The organism is Streptomyces sp. Ag109_G2-15 (genome assembly GCF_900215565.1).
In the GTDB taxonomy this organism is placed as follows: Bacteria; Actinomycetota; Actinomycetes; order Streptomycetales; family Streptomycetaceae; genus Streptomyces; species Streptomyces diastatochromogenes.
Map to the genome: position 1 here is coordinate 1,309,220 of NZ_OCNI01000001.1, position 19,824 is coordinate 1,329,043.

Here is a 19,824-nt window from a genome sequence, read left to right on the forward strand (position 1 = left end):
CCCCTCACACGAGCGCGAGGCTCAGGAGACGCCCAGCTCCTTGGCGTTGGCCTTGAGGTCCTCAATGCCACCGCACATGAAGAACGCCTGCTCCGGGAAGTGGTCGTACTCACCGTCGATGATCGCGTTGAACGCGGCGATCGACTCGTCCAGCGGCACGTCCGACCCGTCGACGCCGGTGAACTGCTTGGCGACGTGGGTGTTCTGGGACAGGAAGCGCTCCACGCGACGGGCACGGTGGACGACGAGCTTGTCCTCCTCGCCCAGCTCGTCGATACCGAGGATCGCGATGATGTCCTGGAGGTCCTTGTACTTCTGGAGGACCGACTTCACGCGCATGGCCGCGTTGTAGTGGTCCGCCGCGATGTAGCGCGGGTCCAGGATCCGGGACGTGGAGTCCAGCGGGTCCACGGCCGGGTAGATGCCCTTCTCGGAGATCGGACGGGACAGAACCGTCGTCGCGTCGAGGTGGGCGAAGGTGGTGGCCGGGGCCGGGTCGGTCAGGTCGTCCGCGGGGACGTAGATCGCCTGCATCGAGGTGATCGAGTGACCACGGGTCGAGGTGATGCGCTCCTGGAGGAGACCCATCTCGTCGGCCAGGTTCGGCTGGTAACCCACCGCGGAGGGCATACGGCCGAGCAGCGTGGAGACCTCGGAGCCGGCCTGCGTGAAGCGGAAGATGTTGTCGATGAAGAACAGCACGTCCTGCTTCTGGACGTCACGGAAGTACTCGGCCATGGTGAGGCCGGCCAGCGCGACGCGCAGACGGGTGCCCGGGGGCTCGTCCATCTGACCGAAGACAAGAGCGGTCTTGTCGATAACACCGCTGTCGGACATCTCCTCGATGAGGTCGTTGCCCTCACGGGTGCGCTCACCGACACCGGCGAACACGGAGACACCGTCGTGGTTGTTGGCGACGCGGTAGATCATCTCCTGGATGAGCACCGTCTTGCCGACACCGGCACCACCGAACAGACCGATCTTTCCACCCTTGACGTACGGGGTGAGAAGGTCGATGACCTTGACGCCGGTCTCGAACATCTCGGTCTTCGACTCGAGCTCGTCGAAGTTCGGGGCCTTGCGGTGGATCGGCCAGCGCTCGCCGTCGTACTGCTCGTCGACGTTCAGCACCTCACCGAGGGTGTTGAACACCTTGCCCTTGGTGAAGTCGCCGACCGGGACGGAGATGGCGGAGCCGGTGTCCGTCACCTGGGCCTGGCGGACCAGACCGTCGGTGGGCTGCATGGAGATGGTGCGGACCAGGCCGTCACCCAGGTGCTGGGCGACCTCCAGGGTCAGCGTCTTCTTCGCGCCCTCGTTCGCCGGGTCGGAGACCTCGACGTGCAGAGCGTTGTAGATCTCCGGCATCGCGTCGACGGGGAACTCCACGTCGACGACCGGGCCGATGACCCGGGCGACGCGGCCCGTAGCCGTCGCGGTCTCAACAGTGGTGGTCATTATCGGTCACTCCCCGCGGTCGCGTCGGCCAGGGCGCTCGCGCCACCGACGATCTCGCTGATTTCCTGGGTGATTTCGGCCTGGCGGGCCGCGTTGGCAAGACGGGAGAGCGTGTTGATCAGCTCGCCCGCGTTGTCGGTGGCCGACTTCATCGCGCGCCGCGTGGCGGCGTGCTTCGAAGCGGCCGACTGGAGCAGCGCGTTGTAGATACGGCTCTCCACGTAGCGCGGCAGCAGGGCGTCGAGGACGTCCTCCGCCGAGGGCTCGAAGTCGTACAGCGGGAGGATCTCGCCCGAGGGCTTGGCCTCCTCGGCGACCTCTTCCAGACGCAGCGGCAGCAGCCGGGCGTCCAGCGCTGTCTGCGTCATCATCGAGACGAACTCGGTGTAGACGATGTGGAGCTCGTCCACACCACCCTCCGCCGTGTCCTTCTCGATCGCCTCGATCAGAGGCTCCGCCACCTTCTTGGCGTCCGCGTACGACGGCTCGTCCGTAAAGCCCGACCACGACTCCGAGATCTTGCGCTCACGGAAGTTGTAGTGGGCGACACCACGGCGGCCGACGATGTACGTGTCCACCTGCTTGCCCTCGCGCTCCAGGCGCTCGGTCAGCTGCTCCGCCGCCTTGATGGCGTTGGAGTTGAAGGCGCCGGCCAGACCGCGGTCGCTCGTGAGGAGCAGGACCGCGGCACGGGTCGGGTTCTCCGCCTCCGTGGTGAGCGGGTGCTTGGTGTTCGAACCCGTACCGACCGCCGTGACCGCGCGCGTCAGCTCGGTCGCGTACGGCGTGGAGGCCACCACCTTGCGCTGCGCCTTGACGACGCGCGAGGCGGCGATCATCTCCATCGCCTTCGTGATCTTCTTGGTCGCGCTGACGGATCGGATGCGACGCTTGTAGACCCGGAGCTGGGCTCCCATGAGTCAGGTCCCTTCCTTACGTCACTTGGCGGCAGCGGCAGGAACGTCCTCGCCGAGCAGCTTGCCGTCCGAGGTCTCGAACTGCTTCTTGAACTCCGCGACGGCGTCGTCGATCGCCTGGATCGTGTCGTCCGACATCTTGGCGCCCTCGCGGATCGAGGTGAGCAGGCCCGACTCCTTGCGGTGCAGGTAGTCCAGCAGCTCCCGCTCGAAACGGCGGATGTCGGCGACCGGGACCTCGTCCATACGGCCGTTGGTGCCGGCCCAGACGGAGACGACCTGGTCCTCGGTGGACATCGGCTGGTACTGGTCCTGCTTCAGCAGCTCGACCATGCGCTGACCGCGCTCCAGCTGGGCCTTGGAGGCCGCGTCCAGGTCGGAACCGAAGGCGGCGAACGCCTCCAGCTCACGGAACTGGGCGAGGTCCACACGGAGGCGGCCGGAGACCTGGCGCATCGCCTTGTGCTGGGCGGAACCACCGACTCGGGAGACGGAGATACCGACGTTCAGCGCGGGACGCTGACCGGCGTTGAACAGGTCCGACTCCAGGAAGCACTGGCCGTCGGTGATGGAGATGACGTTGGTCGGGATGAACGCCGAGACGTCGTTGGCCTTGGTCTCGACGATCGGCAGACCGGTCATCGAACCGGCACCCATGTCGTCGGAGAGCTTGGCGCAGCGCTCCAGCAGACGGGAGTGCAGGTAGAAGACGTCACCCGGGTAGGCCTCACGGCCCGGCGGGCGGCGCAGCAGCAGGGACACGGCGCGGTAGGCGTCGGCCTGCTTCGACAGGTCGTCGAAGATGATCAGGACGTGCTTGCCGTCGTACATCCACTGCTGACCGATGGCCGAACCGGTGTACGGCGCCAGGTACTTGAAGCCGGCCGGGTCGGACGCCGGGGCGGCGACGATGGTCGTGTACTCCAGGGCGCCGTTCTCCTCCAGCGCGCGGCGCACGCCGGCGATGGTGGAGCCCTTCTGGCCGATGGCGACGTAGATGCAGCGGACCTGCTTCTTCGGGTCGCCCGAGCGCCAGTTGTCGCGCTGGTTGATGATCGTGTCGACGGCCAGGGCGGTCTTGCCGGTCTGGCGGTCACCGATGATCAGCTGACGCTGACCACGGCCGATCGGGGTCATCGCGTCGACGGCCTTGTAGCCCGTCTCCATCGGCTCGTGCACCGACTTGCGCTGCATGACCGTGGGGGCCTGCAGCTCGAGGGCGCGGCGGCCGGACGTCTCGATCTCGCCGAGGCCGTCGATCGGGTTGCCGAGCGGGTCGACGACACGGCCGAGGTAGCCCTCGCCGACCGCGACGGAGAGGACCTCACCGGTACGCGTGACCGGCTGACCCTCCTCGATGCCGCTGAACTCACCGAGGACGATGGCACCGATCTCGCGCTCCTCGAGGTTGAGGGCGAGGCCGAGGGTGCCGTCCTCGAACTTCAGCAGTTCGTTGGCCATGGCCGAGGGCAGGCCCTCGACCTTCGCGATGCCGTCGCCGGCAAGGGTGACCGTACCGACCTCCTCGCGCGAGGCCGCGTCCGGCTTGTACGACTGGACAAAGTTCTCCAGCGCGTCCCGGATCTCCTCCGGCCGGATCGTGAGCTCCGCCATCTGGGTTCCCTGCTCTCCTTGTTGGGCCCGAAGTTTCTGTGGGGGTCTGGGGGCGACCCCCAGGAATCCTCTTCACGGCCCAACCAGGGCCGTAAGTACGTACTGCTTTTCTCGAATGCCGAGGTGCTGCTAGCTCGCCATGCGGCGGGCCGCGTCCTCCAGCCGGTCCGCGAGGGAACCGTTGATGACCTCGTCACCGACGTGCACCCGGATCCCGCCGACGACCTCGGGGTCGACGTCGAGGTTGAGGTGCATCCGACGGCCGTAGAGCTTGGTCAGGGCGGCGCCGAGGCGCTGCTTCTGCCCGTCACTCAGCGGCACCGCCGAGGTGACGACGGCGACCATGCGGTCCCGGCGCGCGGCGGCGAGCTTGGACAGGGACTCCAGTCCCGCTTCCAGGCTACGTCCCCGCGACGCGGTCACGAGGCGCGTCACCAGGCGCTCGGTGGCGGGCTTGGCCCGGCCGCCGAGGAGCCGGTGCAGCAGCTCGATCTTGGCCGAGGCGCTCGCGGAGCGGTCGGTGAGCGCGGCACGCAGCTCGGTGTTCGAGGAGACGATCCGGCCGAACCGGAACAGCTCGTCCTCGACGTCGTCGAGCGTGTCCGCCTTCTCCGCCGCCGTGAGGTCGGCGATGTTCGCCAGCTCCTCCAGCGAGTCCACCAGGTCGCGCGACTGCGACCAGCGGGAACGGACCATGCCGGACACCACGTCGACCGTGGTCTCGCCGACCTGGCCACCGATCAGGCGCCGGACCAGCTCGGCCTTGGCCTCACCGGGCTGCGCCGGGTCGGTGAAGACCCGACGCAGGCTGGGCTCGCGGTCGAGCAGCGCGGTGACGGCCGCCAGCTCGTCCGCGAGCTGGACGGCGTCCACGGACGTGGAGTCCGTCAGCGCGTCGAGACGCTCACGTGCGGCTGCCAGGGCCTCGCGGCTCGCTCCGTTCATCGCGTGGCCTCGGCCTTCTCCTCGAGCTCGTCGAGGAAGCGGTCGATCACACGGCTCTGCCGGGCGTGGTCCTCGAGGGACTCACCGACGAGCTTGCCGGCCAGTTCGGTGGCGAGCTTGCCGACGTCCTGACGCAGGGCGCCCGCGGCGGCCTTGCGGTCGGCCTCGATCTGGGTGTGACCGGCGGCGACGATCTCCTCGCGCTGCCGCTGGCCCTCGGACCGCATCTCGGCGATGAGGGCGGCACCCTGCTCCTGCGCCTCCTGGCGCAGGCGGGCGGCCTCGTGCCGGGCCTCGGCGAGCTGGGCCTTGTACTGCTCGAGGACGCTCTGGGCCTCGGTCTGCGCGGCCTCGGCCTTCTCGATACCGCCCTCGATGGCCTCGCGGCGCTCTTCCAGAACCTTGTTGATGTTCGGGAGGAGCCTCTTGGCGAGGAAGATGAAGACGATGGCGAAAGCAATCAGGCCGATGACAAGCTCTGGGATCTCGGGGATCAGAGGATTCTGCTCCTCTGTCGCCGCCAGCGTTACCAGGGCGTTCACATCAGTGCCTTCCGTCTAAGGGAGTTGCGTCGAAGCGCGCTTCAGCTACGGAAGAGGAAGCCCATGACGATACCGATCAGCGCCAGGGCCTCACAGAAGGCGAAACCCATGATCTGGTTGGCGCGGATCAGACCGGCAGCCTCGGGCTGGCGGGCGAGGGCCTGGGTGCCGTTACCGAAGATGATGCCGACGCCGATGCCGGGGCCGATCGCAGCGAGGCCGTAGCCGACCGAACCGAGGTTGCCGGAGAGGCCGTCAGCGGCGAGGGTCTGGAGAGCGGACATGCCGGTTCTTCCTTCTCTTCTTTACGCGTACCGGTGGGGGTTGGCCACCGGTCAGTCAGGTTGGACAGGGAGGGCGAGGAGGCTCAGTGGTGCTCGGCGAGAGCGCCCTGAACGTAGTTGCAGGCGAGGAGTACGAAGACGTACGCCTGAACGGCCTGGATGAAGAGCTCGAACGCCGTGAGCAGGATGGTCATCACGAACGAGGCGCCAGCGTAGATGATGCCGACGCCGTTCAGCAGGTACCAGCTGCCGATGGTGAAGGTCAGCAGCAGCAGGTGGCCGGCGAACATGTTCGCGAAGAGTCGCACCGCGTGGGTGAAGGGCCGGATCAGGACGTTCGAGAAGAAGTCGATGATGACGATCACCGGCAGTACGGCGCCGAGCGACTTGTCGTAGCCGGTGATGTTCTTCAGACCGCCGACGAAGCCGTGCTTCTTGAAGGTCAGGAACATCCACAGGATGTAGACGATGGCCGCCAGACCCGCGGGGAACGCGATCATGGACGTCACCGGGAACTGTGCCACCGGGATCACGGACCACAGGTTCATGATCCAGATGAAGAAGAACAGCGACACCATGAGGGGTACGTACTTCTCGCCCTCGCGCTTGCCCAGCGTCTCGTAGACGATGCCGCGGCGGACGAAGTCGTACCCGGCCTCACCGATCATCTGGAGCTTGCCCGGCACGAGCCTGGGCTTGGCGAACGCGGCCCAGAAGAAAGCGACGATCGCGACCGTGCCCAGCAGGGCGAGGAGCATCGGCTTGTTGAACTCGAACCCGCCGACAGTGAAGAGCGGCTTGAAGACAAAGGAGTGCAGGCCAGGAGCCGGGAATCCACATCCGGAGAAGATGTGACAGTCGGACTCGAAGGCGAGCACCTGAGTCGGGTCAGCACTCACCGCGGGCTCCTTCATCGTGGCGCATAGGTACGGCAACCTCGTTGTGTCGGCGCGACGCGGGGCCGCGGTTCGGCACGGGACTGGTGTAACGGATGTGGGGGCGGCTGTGGGGCATCTCGCCTCGCGATTGAGCAGGCGTCAGCTCAGATGCCCGCGCCCGCGATGCCGCAGTTGGCACCGGACGATAGCAGCATCTCTCGCGTGCCTTTATCCCGGCCCTACCTCTCACCGTGAGTGCCCCGTCTTCTCGGGCTTGTCGCCCTTCGACGAGTCGTCAGGTTCGACGTAGAGGATCTTGGCCTTCATGTGGGCACGGGTCTGCGCGATGATCCACGCCAGGGTGGTGACCACGAGAACGATGGCGAAGACGCGGGGATTGAACAGCGTCGTGTCCTTGAACGCGGCCACGAAGACGACGAGCAACAGCAACTGGGCCGTGTAGAGCATCAGGCCCATACCCTGGAACAACTGCGGAAGCGATTTGGCGATGCGCTGCAGTACGTAGAGACCGGACCCCATGAAGAGGCACACGACCGCCGTCGCGACGACAGCCCCGATCGCTCCCTTGCCGCCCGCGACCACTCCGCTGACGACGGCGGCAAGCGCGCCGACGACAGCCGTGGGTACGGCGGCCTGGGCCAGGATCCGGGCGTCATTGGACGGCATGGCGGCAACTCCGCTTTCACAGGGGGGCAGGGTGTCGTCATGGACGAGCGTAGTCCCGGGCTGAGTGATCGAGACCTCACGCCATTGGACCGACGCACTTCGGTCCTTCGGCTCTATCCGGGGTTCTCGTGAACCGTATCACAAACTATTTGATGAGGTCTTTACCTGGTAGGTGTGCCCGCTGTCACACATGAGAGTGACAGCGCGCGTCTGTGCAAAAACCGGGGTGTGTTGTCTGGTATTGGGACCCTTTGCTCCCCCACGACTTGGCAATGCTCTAGTCAGATTCTTACCTTGCCGTCGGCGTGAGAGCACCTCGATCAGGGTCTCCACGATCTTGAATGACAACGGTGCCGGGCTAGCGCACGTCGGCCTCGGGCCCCCGGTCCGGTACCAGGGCCTGGTCCCGGAGCGCCGTGGAGCCGTGGCACTCGCGTACCGCGGCGCCCGTCGGCAGTCCGGCGTCGAGTGCCGGGACCGCCCGCCGCCTGCGGTACCGCGGCGGCACGAAGCGCTCCGCCCACCTGGGGGCACGCGGGGTGAAGCGGGGCAGCAGGAGCAGGACCAGGCCGATCGCGCTGAGGAAGACCACGCCCAGCACGATCCACATCGACGCCGAGTTCACCGAGTACGCCAGCGCGCCGAAGGCGATCAGCGCCGACCAGAAGTACATGATCAGCACGGCCCGGCTGTGCGAGTGGCCGATCTCCAGCAGCCGGTGGTGCAGATGCCCCCGGTCGGCCGCGAACGGCGACTGACCGCGCCAGGTGCGCCGCACGATGGCCAGGACCAGGTCGGCCGCCGGTACGGCGATGATCGTCAGCGGGAGCAGCAGCGGGATGTAGACCGGCACCGTCTGGTGCACCGCCGCCTTCTCCGAGCCCGTGAAAAGGGCCAGCGCGTCCGGGTCGACCTGCCCCGTGATGGAGATCGCACCCGCGGCCAGCACCAGCCCGATCAGCATCGAGCCCGAGTCGCCCATGAAGATCCGCGCCGGGTGCATGTTGTGCGGCAGGAAGCCCAGGCACATGCCCATCAGGATCGCCGCGAACAGCGTCGCCGGAGCGGCGGCCTCGATGCCGTACGAGTACCAGATCCGGTACGAGTACAGGAAGAACGCCGCCGCCGCGATGCACACCATGCCCGCGGCCAGGCCGTCCAGGCCGTCCACGAAGTTCACCGCGTTGATCGTGATGACGACCAGGGCGACCGTGAGCAACGTGCCCTGCCACTGGGTCAGCGCCACGTTGCCGACGCCGGGGATGGGCAGCCACAGGATCGTCAGACCCTGCATGACCATGACGCCGGCGGCGATCATCTGGCCGCCCAGCTTGATCAGCGCGTCGATCTCGAACTTGTCGTCCAGGACACCGATCAGCCAGATCAGCGCCGCCCCGGAGAGCAGCGCCCGCGGTTCGTTGGACTTGGCGAAGACCTCGTTGAGGTTCGTGAGGTGGTCCGCGACCAGCAGGCCCGCGCACAGGCCGAAGAACATGGCGATCCCGCCGAGGCGCGGAGTGGGTTCCCGGTGCACGTCACGTGCCCGGATCTCCGGCATGGCTCCGGCCACGATCGCGAACTTCCGTACCGGCCCTGTCAGCAGATACGTCACCGCGGCCGTGATGCAGAGCGTCAGCAGGTATTCACGCACGGGCTTCCCCACAGGTCTCGCTGGCCATCACAGCCCACCACCCTAGCGAGCGACGCATATGGATGAGGACTGCCGGGTAGCGACGATGGTTGCACGCCTGGCTGTGCACGGCGGTGCACACCGGGGTGTACGGATGTGCGCCCACCCCCGCTCAGCCGGGGTACGGCGGAAATCTACCGGCCAGCTCGCGCACTTCCTCCCGCGCCGCGGCCGGTTCCGTCTCGCCCCGCAGGACCGACGCCAGCAGCGCGGCGATCTTGACCATCTCCGGCTCCCCCATGCCCTGCGTGGTCACCGCGGCCGTCCCCAGGCGCAGCCCGCGGCCGTCGCCGTGCGGCAGCACACAGCAGTCCAGGACGAACCCGGCGGCCGCCAGCCGGCCGCGCGCGGTGCGCCCGTCCACGCCGAGCGGGGCCGGGTCGGTGGTGATCAGGTGGGTGTCCGTGCCGCCGGTGGTGACCGCGAGCCCCTCGCTGACCAGCTGAGCCGCGAGAACCCTCGCATTGGCGACCACCTGATGGGCGTACGCGCCGAACGCCGGTGTTGCCGCCTCGCCGAAGGCGACGGCCTTGGCGGCGATGGTGTGCATCTGCGCGCCGCCCTGGGTGAAGGGGAAGACCGCCCGGTCGACGCGCTCGGCCAGCTCACCGCCGCACAGGATCATTCCGCCGCGCGGGCCGCGCAGCACCTTGTGGGTGGTGGCGCACACCACGTCCGCGTACGGCACCGGGCTGGGCGCCGCTCCCCCGGCGACCAGGCCGATGGGATGCGCGGCGTCGGCGATCAGATAGGCGCCCACCTCGTCGGCGACCTCCCGGAAGAAGGCGTAGTCGAGGTGGCGGGGGTAGGCGATCGAGCCGCACACGATGGCCTTCGGCCGGTGGTTGCGGGCCAGGTGGCGCACCTGGTCGTGGTCGATGAGCCCGGTCTCGGCGTCGACGCCGTACCCGACGAAGTCGAACCAGCGGCCGGAGAAGTTCGCGGGCGAGCCGTGGGTGAGATGGCCGCCGTAAGCCAGCCCGAGGGCGAGGACGGTGTCGCCGGGGCGCAGCAGGGCGGCGTAGGCGGCCAGGACGGCCGAGGAGCCCGAGTGGGCCTGCACGTTGGCATGCTCGGCACCGAAGAGCGCCTTGGCCCGCTCGACCGCGAGGCGCTCGGCGACGTCGACCAGTTCGCAGCCGCCGTGGTGCCGGGCGCCGGGGTAGCCCTCGGCGTACTTGTTGGCGAGCGACGAGCCGAGGGCTGCGAGCACGGCCGGCGAGGTGAAGTTCTCGGCGGCGATCAGCTGCAGCGTCGTCGACTGCCGCTCCAGCTCCCCCTGCAGAATCTCGGCCAGCTCCGGGTCCTGCCGCCGCAGGACATCGGCCTCGAGCGTATGGGTGACCGACATGGCGGGCTCCCGGGCGGTCGACGATGACGTAGGTCCAATGTAGGTCGCCGCAGGGTGAGGCGCGCGCCGCCGGAACGCCGGCTGTCGCCTACATCCGCGCCGTTACGCCGGTCAACGCCGTGACCACCGGATCCAGCGCCTCGTGTATCTCGTCCCCGATCGACCGGAAGAACGGCAGCGGCGCCCCGTACGGGTCGTACACCTCGTCCGCCTCGGCGTTGGGCGCCAGCAGCCACCCGCGTAGAGCGGCGGCCGCACGGACCAGCGCCCGCGCCCGCGCGACCACGCCGTCCTCCAGCGGTGGCAGCGTGGCCGGATCTATCGCGCGGACCAGACGGGTGAACTCCTTGAGCGTGAACGTCCGCAGCCCCGCCGAGTGCCCCATCGAGATCACCTGCGCCCGGTGGTCGCGCGTGGCCGTCAGCACCAGGTCGGCCATGATCACGTGCTCGTCCAGCAGCTCCCGGCCGACGAAGCCGGAGGCGTCCGCGCCGAACTCGGCCAGCACGGTCTCCGCGTTGGCCTCCATGGGCGCGCCCTCGTGGCCCCAGGTGCCCGCGCTCTCCACGATCAGCCCGCCGCCGAGTACGCCGAGCCGCTCCGCCACGAAATGGCGGGTCAGCCGCTCGGTGATGGGCGAGCGGCACACGTTGCCGGTGCTGACGTGGAGGATGCGGAAGCTGTCACGCGGAAGCCCCACGAACGTCGTCGTGATCTCCGCGTCACGTTCCCCGTTGCCTATGCCACGCCCCGCGTCAGGGGCCGTCAATTCGCCACCTCGAGGTCGGGTACGACCTTCCGCAGCTCGTCCGGGGAGATCGCGCCCTCGCGCAGCAGCACCGGCACCGGGCCGGTGACGTCCACGATGGACGACGGCACGTTGCCGGGGGTGGGGCCGCCGTCGAGGTAGACGGAGACGGAGTCGCCGAGCATGTTCTGGGCGGCGTCGCAGTCCTCCGGCGCCGGGTGGCCGGTGAGGTTCGCCGAGGACACGGCCATGGGGCCGACCTCGGTGAGCAGCTCGATGGCGACCGGGTGCAGCGGCATGCGGACGGCGACCGTGCCGCGGGTGTCGCCGAGGTCCCACTGCAGGGACGGCTGGTGCCGGGCGACCAGCGTGAGGGCGCCCGGCCAGAACGCGTCGACCAGTTCCCAGGCCAGCTCGGAGAAGTCCGTGACCAGGCCGTGCAGGGTGTTCGGGGAGCCGATGAGGACAGGGGTGGGCATGTTGCGGCCCCGGCCCTTGGCGGCGAGCAGGTCGGCGACGGCCTCCGAGGAGAACGCGTCGGCGCCGATGCCGTACACCGTGTCGGTCGGCAGCACCACCAGCTCGCCCCGGCGGACCGCGGACGCGGCTTCACGCAGACCCGTCACGCGGTCGGTCGCGTCGTTGGTGTCGTATCGCCGTGCCATGTCTAGCGGGCCTCCTCGTACACGTACTGCGGGCTGGAAGTCGTCGGGGTGCTCACGGCAGCGCCTTGCGGGCGGTCGCGAACCGGGGGCGGTTGTTGAGGTCCGGGTGGTCGGCCGCGTCGGCCCAGCCCCGCTCCTCGGTGAAGATCCACGGCACCTGGCCGCCCTGGGTGTCGGCGTGCTCGATGACGACGACCCCGCCGGGGCGCAGCAGCCGGTGCGCGGTGCGTTCTATGCCGCGGATGAGGTCCAGGCCGTCCTCGCCGGAGAACAGCGCCAGCTCCGGGTCGTAGTCGCGGGCCTCCGGGGCGACGTACTCCCACTCGGTGAGCGGGATGTACGGCGGGTTGGAGATGACCAGGTCGACCTGGCCGTCGAGGTCGCGGAAGGCGTCCAGGGCGTCGCCCTGGCGCAGGTCGACCCTGGATCCCGCCACGTTCTTACGGGTCCACACCAGGGCGTCCTCGGACAGCTCCACGGCGTGCACGCGCGAGCGCGGGACCTCCTGGGCGAGGGCGAGCGCGATGGCGCCCGAGCCGGTGCACAGGTCGACGATGCAGGGCTCGACGACATCCATGGCGCGCACGGCGTCTATGGCCCAGCCGACCACGGACTCGGTCTCCGGCCGGGGCACGAAGACACCCGGGCCGACCTGGAGTTCCAGGTACCGGAAGTAGGCCCGCCCGGTGATGTGCTGCAGCGGCTCGCGCTGCTCACGCCGGGCGATGACCTCCCAGTAGCGCGCGTCGAAGTCGGAGTCCTTCACGGAGTGCAGCGCGCCCCGCTTCACGCCGTGCACGAACGCGGCGAGCTCCTCCGCGTCGTTGCGCGGCGAGGGCACGCCGGCGTCGGCCAGCCGCTGGGTGGCCTGGGCCACCTCCGCGAGCAGCAGGTTCACGCTCGTCCTCCGTGTGGTACTCGTACGTCCCTTACGCGGCCGCGAGCTTCGCCGCCGAGTCGGCGTCGACGCAGGCCTGGATCATCGCGTCGAGGTCGCCGTCCAGGACCTGGTCCAGGTTGTACGCCTTGAAGCCGACCCGGTGGTCGGAGATGCGATTCTCCGGGAAGTTGTAGGTGCGGATCTTCTCGGAGCGGTCGACGGTGCGGACCTGGCTGCGGCGGGCGTCGGCGGCCTCCCGCTCGGCCTCCTCCTGCGCCGCGGCGAGCAGCCTGGAGCGCAGGATACGCAGGGCCTGCTCCTTGTTCTGCAGCTGGCTCTTCTCGTTCTGGCAGGAGGCGACGACCCCGGTCGGGAGGTGCGTGATGCGCACCGCGGAGTCGGTGGTGTTGACGGACTGCCCGCCGGGCCCGGAGGACCGGTACACGTCGATCCGAAGGTCGTTCGGGTTGATCTCGACGTCGACCTCCTCGGCCTCCGGCGTGACCAGCACACCGGCCGCGGAGGTGTGGATACGACCCTGGGACTCGGTGGCCGGCACGCGCTGCACGCGGTGCACACCGCCCTCGTACTTCAGCCGGGCCCACACGCCCTGGCCGGGTTCGAGCTGCCCACGGGCCTTCACGGCGACCTGGACGTCCTTGTAGCCGCCCAGCTCGGACTCGGTGGCGTCGATGACCTCGGTCTTCCAGCCGACGCGCTCGGCGTAGCGCAGGTACATGCGCAGCAGGTCACCCGCGAAGAGTGCGGACTCGTCACCACCCGCACCCGCCTTGATCTCCAGAATGACGTCCTTGTCGTCACTCGGGTCACGCGGGATGAGCAGGAAGCGCAGCTTCTCGGTCAGCTCCTCGCGCTGCTTGTCCAGCTCCTTGACCTCTGCGGCGAAGTCAGGGTCGTCGGCGGCAAGCTCGCGCGCGGTCTCCATGTCGTCGCCGGTCTGCTTCCAGGAGCGGTACGTGGCGACGATCGGGGTCAGCTCGGCGTAGCGCTTGTTCAGCTTGCGCGCGTTCGCCTGGTCGGCGTGGACCGACGGATCGGCGAGCTTCTTCTCCAGATCGGCGTGCTCGGCGACGAGTTCCTCGACGGCCTCGAACATCTTTCGGCTCCTGTACTGCGGGGGGAGGGGTGGCGGCGACCAAAAACGCCGGTCCCGGGCACACCCCGGTGGGGGCGCGACCGTGGACCGGCGAAATGGGGCTCGCTACTTCTTGGAGCCTGCGGCAGCCTTGCCGAAGCGGGCCTCGAAGCGGGCCACACGGCCACCGGTGTCGAGGATCTTCTGCTTACCCGTGTAGAACGGGTGGCACTCGGAGCAGACCTCGGCCCGGATGGTGCCGGACTGGATCGTGCTACGGGTGGTGAACGACGCGCCACAGGTGCAGCTGACCTGCGTCTCGACGTACTCGGGGTGGATGTCGCGCTTCAAGGTGTCTCCTAGATTCCGGGAGGGCGCCGGGTCGCTGCCGCGGGGTGCGAAAGCGTGAACCGGAGCCGACGTACCAGTCTGCCAGGACTGGCGCCATCCTCCCAAACCGGGGGTGCGGTTGTTCTATTCCCTCGGGTGGGTGGGGTGCCTAGGGAGTCACCACGCCCTTGGCTTCACCGGTTGCCGTTCCCTGTGTGGCCGCCTTCGGGATCGGCTGGTCGTTCTTCAGGGCGTTCCAGACCAGCTGGGCCTTGGACTTCTCCATCAGGACTCGGTTGAGGTTCGCCGGGTCGTACTGGACCGGCATCGTGACCATCTTCATGTGGGACGAGCTGATGCCCTTGAGGCCGTTCGCGAAGTCCGCGAGGGCGTTGACCGAGCCGAGGTCGGAGTCGGTGGTGACGGCCTTGGTCGCGGTGTCGGCGAGGTCGTACAGCTTCTTGGGGTTGCTCAACACGCCGACGTGCTTGACCTGGTCGAGCAGCGCCTTGACGAAGGCCTGCTGGAGCTGGATGCGGCCCAGGTCGGAGCCGTCGCCGACGCCGTGCCGGGTGCGGACCAGGCCGAGGGCCTGCTCGCCGTCGAGGGTGTGGGTGCCGGCCTTGAGCTTCAGGTGGCTCTGCGGGTCGTCGATGTTCTTGGTCGTGGTGACCGGGACCCCGCCGAGGTCGTCGATGAGCTTCTGGAAGCCGGCGAAGTCGACCTCCAGATAGTGGTCCATGCGGATGCCGGTGAGCGACTCGACGGTCTTGACGGTGCAGGCCGCGCCGCCGGTGGAGTACGCCTCGTTGAACATCACGCCGGCCGCGGCCGGATGCGCGGTGCCGTCCGTGTCGGTGCACGCGGGGCGGTCGATGAGGGTGTCGCGCGGGATGGAGACCACGCCGGCCTTCTTGTGACCCTCGTAGACGTGGACGATCATCGCCGTGTCGGAGCGGGCGCTGCCGTCGTCGGTGCCGCCGCCCAGCTTCTTGTTCGAGCCGGAGCGCGAGTCCGAGCCGAGGACCAGGATGTTCTCGGAGCCGTTGTCGATCTTCGTGGGCCGGTCCGCACCGAGGGCCTGGTTGATGTCGACGCTCTTGAGGTTGCCGTTGAGCTTGAAGTAGACGTACCCGGCGCCGGTACCCCCCAGCACGACCACACCGGCTGCCGTCCAGGCCACGGCGAGCAGGGCCTTGCGGCTGCTGCTGCGGGGCTTGCGGCGGCTGCCCCCACGGCGGGATCCGGTCTCGCCCAGCCCCGGTATACCGGGCTCCGGCGTGCTCTCGGCGGACACGTCACTCCTAGGTCTCGTCCATCACACCATCGTCGCTCTGTCTGGTCAGACGGAGGAACTCGGGCAAGGGTTGCACAATGCAAAGTGCCCATCGCGTACGGCGATGGGCACTCTGCGTGATGGTGTCACCTCGGTGAGCTTGACTCACCTGGGCTTTCAGCCCCAGAGGTCATACTGCTGGAAACCGGTACCGACCGAGACACGTGTGGCAAAGATCTCGCTGGTCGCCTTGCCGGTGCCCTTGTACAGGTAGAGCGTGCCGCCGGAGGTGCGGGCCAGGAAGTCGGCCTTGCCGTCACCGTTCACATCGCCCACCGCGTCGAAGGCGTTGTAGCCGGTCCAGGCGCTGCGCACCTTGATCCGGGCGGAGAAGGCGCCGGAGCCGGACTTCCCGGTGCCCTTGTACAGGTACAGGTCGCCGGTGCTGCTCTGCCGGGCGAGCAGGTCGGCCTTGCCGTCGCCGGTGAAGTCGCCGTGGCCGAGCACCATGTTGTACTGGCCCCAGCCGGTGCCGACCTGCACGCGCGCGCCGAAGGTGCCGTCGCCCTTGCCCGGGTAGAGCCACAGCGTGCCGGCCGAGTCGACGGACAGCACGTCGGGCAGGTAGTCGCCGGTGAGGTCGCCGGGCGTGATGATCCGGGTGCGGGTCTTCCAGCCGGTGAAGATCTTCGTGGTGGTCCAGGTGCCCTGGGTACGGTCGCTGTTGAGCACGACGTGGTCCCAGTACACGTCACCGGTGGAGCTGACCCGGTAGACCAGGTCCTGGTAGCCGTCCCGGTTCAGGTCGGTCTGCCGGACCAGGTTGACGCCGCTGAAGTCGCCCCAGGAGACCCGGGCGCCGAACGAGGTGCCGCTGGAGTCCTTCTCGTAGCCGGTGTTGGTGGAGGAGGCCCGGACGAAGAGGTCGGCCTTGTTGTCGGGCTTGCTGTTGAGGGGGCTCAGGTTGGTGTCGTCGATCTGCGGGTAGGCGGCGCCGACGTACGTGGAGACCTTGCTGAAGACGGGGTACGAGCCCTTCTTCACGCAGTCCGGCCTGCCCCAGGAGACCACGCCGGCGATCCGGCCGTTCACCACGAGCGGCCCGCCGGAGTCACCGTTGCAGGTGGTGGTCGTACCGGTGTCGCCGCCGCTGGCGGGGCTGCCCGCGCACACCATGTGGCCCTTGACGAACTGGGTGCCGTAGTAGCCGGAGCAGACGCTGTCGGACTGGATCGGCAGCGTGGCCGTCTTCAGGGTGTCGGAGATGTTGTCGCTGGTGGAGCTGGTGCGGCCCCAGCCGTAGACCTTCGCCGGCGTCGCGGCGGCGTAGGAGCCGGTGTCGCCCGAGGTCACCATCCGGATCGGCGTCGCCTTGACCGGGACGTCCAGGGTGAGCACGGCGATGTCGTTGTCGATCGTTGCCGGGTTGTACGACGGGTTCTTCCACTGGCGCTGCACAGCGGTGGCCTGGCCGCCGTGCAGGTCGGTGCCCGGGGACAGCTGGTCGGTGCCGGTGACGACCCAGCCGTGGTCCTTCCAGTCGAAGGCCTTGTTGTGCTCCTCGTCCCAGACGCAGTGTGCGGCGGTGAGGATCTTCGTCGGCGAGACGACCGAGCCCCCGCAGAAGAAGACGGTGTCGTCGCTCGTGTCGGTGGTGCTCTTGTCGTCGACGTACCAGAGCTGGGCCATCCAGGGCGCCGAGGAGATGGTGGTCTCGGTACCACCGATGATCTTCGGCGACACGGCGGACGGGCTGCTGCTCTGCGTCGACGTGTCGAGGCCGGAGGCGCTCGCGATGCGCTGCTTCAGGGCGGCCTGGGAGGGCTGGCTGACGACGGGCGCGTTGGTCGGCTTCGGCAGCGGGGTGGTCGCACCGGCGGACGTCGTGAGCAGCGCGGCGGTCACGGCGGCGGCGACACCGGCGGCGGCGAGGGGCAGGGCAAGGCGTATACGACGTCTGTGCCGCCCGGGCAGGGGCGTGGGCAAGGGAGTGCTCCCAGGGAGAGGTGAGACGGGAGAGGCGCGTGGTGCGCTCCCGATACCTCTCAGCGCCAAAAGGCCGCCCCCCGTCACCTGAATGACGGGGGGCGGCCTCTCTTCTTACCCAGTACCTACCGACTAGTCGCCGTTGCCGGGCGTCGGCGTCGTCTTCTGAATCTGCATCAGGAACTCGACGTTCGACTTCGTCTGCTTCATCTTGTCGAGCAGCAGCTCGATCGCCTGCTGCTGGTCGAGCGCGTGCAGCACCCGGCGCAGCTTCCAGACGACGGCCAGCTCCTCGTTGCCGAGCAGGATCTCTTCCTTACGGGTACCGGACGCGTCCACGTCCACCGCCGGGAAGATGCGCTTGTCGGCGAGCTTCCGGTCGAGCTTCAGCTCCATGTTGCCGGTGCCCTTGAACTCCTCGAAGATCACCTCGTCCATGCGGGACCCGGTGTCCACCAGAGCGGTGGCGAGGATGGTCAGCGAGCCGCCGTCCTCGATGTTGCGGGCCGCACCGAAGAAGCGCTTCGGCGGGTACAGGGCGGTCGAGTCGACACCACCGGACAGGATGCGGCCGGAGGCCGGGGCGGCCAGGTTGTACGCACGGCCCAGACGCGTGATCGAGTCGAGCAGCACGACGACGTCGTGGCCCAGCTCCACCAGACGCTTGGCGCGCTCGATCGCCAGCTCGGCGACCGTGGTGTGGTCCTCGGCCGGGCGGTCGAAGGTCGAGGAGATGACCTCGCCCTTGACCGACCGCTGCATGTCGGTGACCTCTTCCGGACGCTCGTCGACGAGGACGACCATCAGGTGGCACTCGGGGTTGTTGTGCGTGATCGCGTTGGCGATCGCCTGCATGATCATGGTCTTGCCGGTCTTCGGCGGGGCCACGATCAGACCGCGCTGACCCTTACCGATCGGCGACACCAGGTCGATGATGCGGGTGGTCAGCACGCCCGGGTCGGTCTCCAGACGGAGCCGGTCCTGCGGGTACAGCGGGGTCAGCTTGTTGAACTCCGGGCGGCCACGGCCGTGTTCGGGCGCCATGCCGTTGACGGAGTCGAGGCGGACCAGCGCGTTGAACTTCTCGCGGCGCTCGCCCTCCTTCGGCTGACGGACCGCACCGGTGACGTGGTCACCCTTGCGCAGGCCGTTCTTGCGGACCTGGGCGAGGGAGACGTACACGTCGTTCGGGCCCGGCAGGTAGCCGGAGGTCCGGATGAAGGCGTAGTTGTCGAGGATGTCCAGGATGCCCGCGACGGGGATCAGGACGTCGTCCTCGGCGAGCTGCGGCTCGTTGCCGGCGAACTCGTCACGGCCACGGCGGCCACGGCGGTCGCGGTAGCGGCCGCGACGGCCACGGCGGCCGCCCTCGAAGTCGTCGTCGTCCTGCTGCTGCTGGCCGCGGTCCTGGCGACCGGCGCCGCCCTGCTGCTGACCCTGCTGCTGACGCTGGCCGCCCTGGCCCTGCTGGTCGTCGCCCTTGCCCCGGCGGTCACGGTCACGGTCACGCTCGCGGCCGCGCTCACGGCGGTCGCGACGGCCACGGCCCTCGCCGTCACCGGCGTCGCCCTTGGCCTCACCCTGCTGCTGCGCGGGCGTCTCGGCCTTGGGCTCGGCCTTCACCTCGGTCTTCACCTCGGCGACGACGGTCTCGGCGCTGCTCGCGGCCGGGGCGCCCGCCTCGGCGGTGGCGCGACGGCGACGGCGCTCGGTCGGGGCGTCGTCGGAGGCCGGCTGGCCGGGAATCTCGATCTGCTGCTGGGCCACGGCCTTCTCGGCGGGGGCCTCCGCGGCCTTCGCCGGCTTCTTCTCGGCGGCGTCCTCGCCCGTACGGGCCTTCGAGGTGGCCCGGCGCTTGGGCTTGGTCTCGGTGGCGGCCTCGGCCTTGGGGGCGGCGCCCCCACCGGCCTGGGCCTCCTTGATGACCTCGATCAGCTGGCTCTTGCGCATCCGCGCGGTGCCCCTGATCCCGAGGCCCGAGGCGACCTGCTGCAGCTCGGCCAGCACCATGCCCTCGAGGCCGGTACCACGGCGCCGCCGGGAGCCGGCACCGGTGGCAGGCGCGGAGGCGTCCGTGGCGGGCGCGGCAGCGGTCTCCTCGACACGTGCGCCCATCAGATCGGTGGTGTCGCTCACGAAGGGTCCTTCCCTGGAGCGGACGTCGGCCTGTCTGGCTCGGCGACCGGTTGTGCTGTCCGGCTACGGTCCTGTCTCTGTGAACCGTGCCGGGGCGGTGGTCCGCCAACGCGGCGGAAGAGAGATTTGCAGGTGATGGCGCTTCCGCGAACCGTGGCACCCAGTGTCACGTGGCGTGGTAGCACCGATTCCGGAGCGTGCCCGGCAGCTCGCTCAGTGTCCGCATACGACGTACTGCCCAGGTACGGCACATGGAACACGGAGTGGCTTGGGAGGCTCCCGGAGGAAGGTCTGTCCCGGACGGGGACACGAGGCACCTCGCCATGGTGGGGTCGGGTGCA

General features: G+C 68.8%; 18 protein-coding genes. All 18 read right to left on the bottom strand.

The window, feature by feature from the left end:
* Positions 1-21: 21 nt before the first annotated feature.
* Positions 22-1,458 (bottom strand): F0F1 ATP synthase subunit beta, encoded by a 1,437-nt coding sequence (gene atpD, locus CRP49_RS05510; protein WP_097252399.1) that lies wholly within the window; start codon positions 1,456-1,458, stop codon positions 22-24.
* Positions 1,458-2,375: a F0F1 ATP synthase subunit gamma gene (locus CRP49_RS05515; RefSeq protein ID WP_097252400.1), complete on the bottom strand. Its 918-nt coding sequence runs from the start codon at positions 2,373-2,375 to the stop codon at positions 1,458-1,460. The genes atpD and CRP49_RS05515 overlap by 1 nt, the downstream gene beginning before the upstream one ends.
* A gap of 21 nt (positions 2,376-2,396) precedes the next feature.
* Complete coding sequence (gene atpA / locus CRP49_RS05520; protein WP_097252401.1) at positions 2,397-3,989, bottom strand: F0F1 ATP synthase subunit alpha; 1,593 nt, start codon at positions 3,987-3,989, stop codon at positions 2,397-2,399.
* 129 nt (positions 3,990-4,118) lie between these two features.
* On the bottom strand, positions 4,119-4,934 hold the full coding sequence (locus CRP49_RS05525; RefSeq protein ID WP_097252402.1) for a F0F1 ATP synthase subunit delta: 816 nt from the start codon (positions 4,932-4,934) through the stop codon (positions 4,119-4,121).
* Complete coding sequence (locus tag CRP49_RS05530; protein WP_097252403.1) at positions 4,931-5,476, bottom strand: F0F1 ATP synthase subunit B; 546 nt, start codon at positions 5,474-5,476, stop codon at positions 4,931-4,933. The genes CRP49_RS05525 and CRP49_RS05530 overlap by 4 nt, the downstream gene beginning before the upstream one ends.
* A gap of 41 nt (positions 5,477-5,517) precedes the next feature.
* Complete coding sequence (atpE, locus tag CRP49_RS05535) at positions 5,518-5,760, bottom strand: ATP synthase F0 subunit C (RefSeq protein WP_097252404.1); 243 nt, start codon at positions 5,758-5,760, stop codon at positions 5,518-5,520.
* 83 nt (positions 5,761-5,843) lie between these two features.
* Positions 5,844-6,674, bottom strand: a complete 831-nt coding sequence (atpB, locus tag CRP49_RS05540) for a F0F1 ATP synthase subunit A (RefSeq protein WP_097252405.1) — start codon at positions 6,672-6,674, stop codon at positions 5,844-5,846.
* A gap of 210 nt (positions 6,675-6,884) precedes the next feature.
* Entirely contained in the window at positions 6,885-7,325 is a 441-nt protein-coding gene (locus tag CRP49_RS05545) for a hypothetical protein (RefSeq protein ID WP_097252406.1), read from the bottom strand.
* A gap of 358 nt (positions 7,326-7,683) precedes the next feature.
* Positions 7,684-8,976 carry an MraY family glycosyltransferase gene (locus CRP49_RS05550; protein WP_097252407.1) on the bottom strand — a complete coding sequence of 431 codons (1,293 nt, stop codon included), beginning with the start codon at positions 8,974-8,976 and terminating at the stop codon, positions 7,684-7,686.
* 151 nt (positions 8,977-9,127) lie between these two features.
* On the bottom strand, positions 9,128-10,366 hold the full coding sequence (gene glyA, locus CRP49_RS05555; protein WP_097252408.1) for a serine hydroxymethyltransferase: 1,239 nt from the start codon (positions 10,364-10,366) through the stop codon (positions 9,128-9,130).
* An 88-nt stretch (positions 10,367-10,454) separates the two neighbouring features.
* Entirely contained in the window at positions 10,455-11,135 is a 681-nt protein-coding gene (locus CRP49_RS05560) for a protein-tyrosine-phosphatase (RefSeq protein WP_097252409.1), read from the bottom strand.
* Positions 11,132-11,779, bottom strand: coding sequence for an L-threonylcarbamoyladenylate synthase (locus tag CRP49_RS05565; RefSeq protein ID WP_097252410.1), 648 nt, complete (start codon positions 11,777-11,779; stop codon positions 11,132-11,134). The genes CRP49_RS05560 and CRP49_RS05565 overlap by 4 nt, the downstream gene beginning before the upstream one ends.
* A gap of 52 nt (positions 11,780-11,831) precedes the next feature.
* The gene (gene prmC, locus CRP49_RS05570) at positions 11,832-12,677 is read right to left on the bottom strand and encodes a peptide chain release factor N(5)-glutamine methyltransferase (protein WP_097252411.1); all 846 of its coding nucleotides are present in this window, start codon (positions 12,675-12,677) and stop codon (positions 11,832-11,834) included.
* A gap of 31 nt (positions 12,678-12,708) precedes the next feature.
* Positions 12,709-13,776 carry a peptide chain release factor 1 gene (prfA, locus tag CRP49_RS05575; protein ID WP_097252412.1) on the bottom strand — a complete coding sequence of 356 codons (1,068 nt, stop codon included), beginning with the start codon at positions 13,774-13,776 and terminating at the stop codon, positions 12,709-12,711.
* A gap of 105 nt (positions 13,777-13,881) precedes the next feature.
* A complete protein-coding gene (gene rpmE / locus CRP49_RS05580) occupies positions 13,882-14,106 on the bottom strand; it encodes a 50S ribosomal protein L31 (RefSeq protein WP_030672379.1) in 225 nt (74 codons plus the stop codon).
* Between the two features lie 148 nt (positions 14,107-14,254).
* On the bottom strand, positions 14,255-15,382 hold the full coding sequence (locus CRP49_RS05585) for an LCP family protein (protein WP_097252413.1): 1,128 nt from the start codon (positions 15,380-15,382) through the stop codon (positions 14,255-14,257).
* A 156-nt stretch (positions 15,383-15,538) separates the two neighbouring features.
* The gene (locus CRP49_RS05590) at positions 15,539-17,311 is read right to left on the bottom strand and encodes a trypsin-like serine protease (protein WP_097257206.1); all 1,773 of its coding nucleotides are present in this window, start codon (positions 17,309-17,311) and stop codon (positions 15,539-15,541) included.
* 168 nt (positions 17,312-17,479) lie between these two features.
* Entirely contained in the window at positions 17,480-19,483 is a 2,004-nt protein-coding gene (gene rho / locus CRP49_RS05595; RefSeq protein ID WP_097252414.1) for a transcription termination factor Rho, read from the bottom strand.
* Positions 19,484-19,824 lie beyond the last annotated feature (341 nt).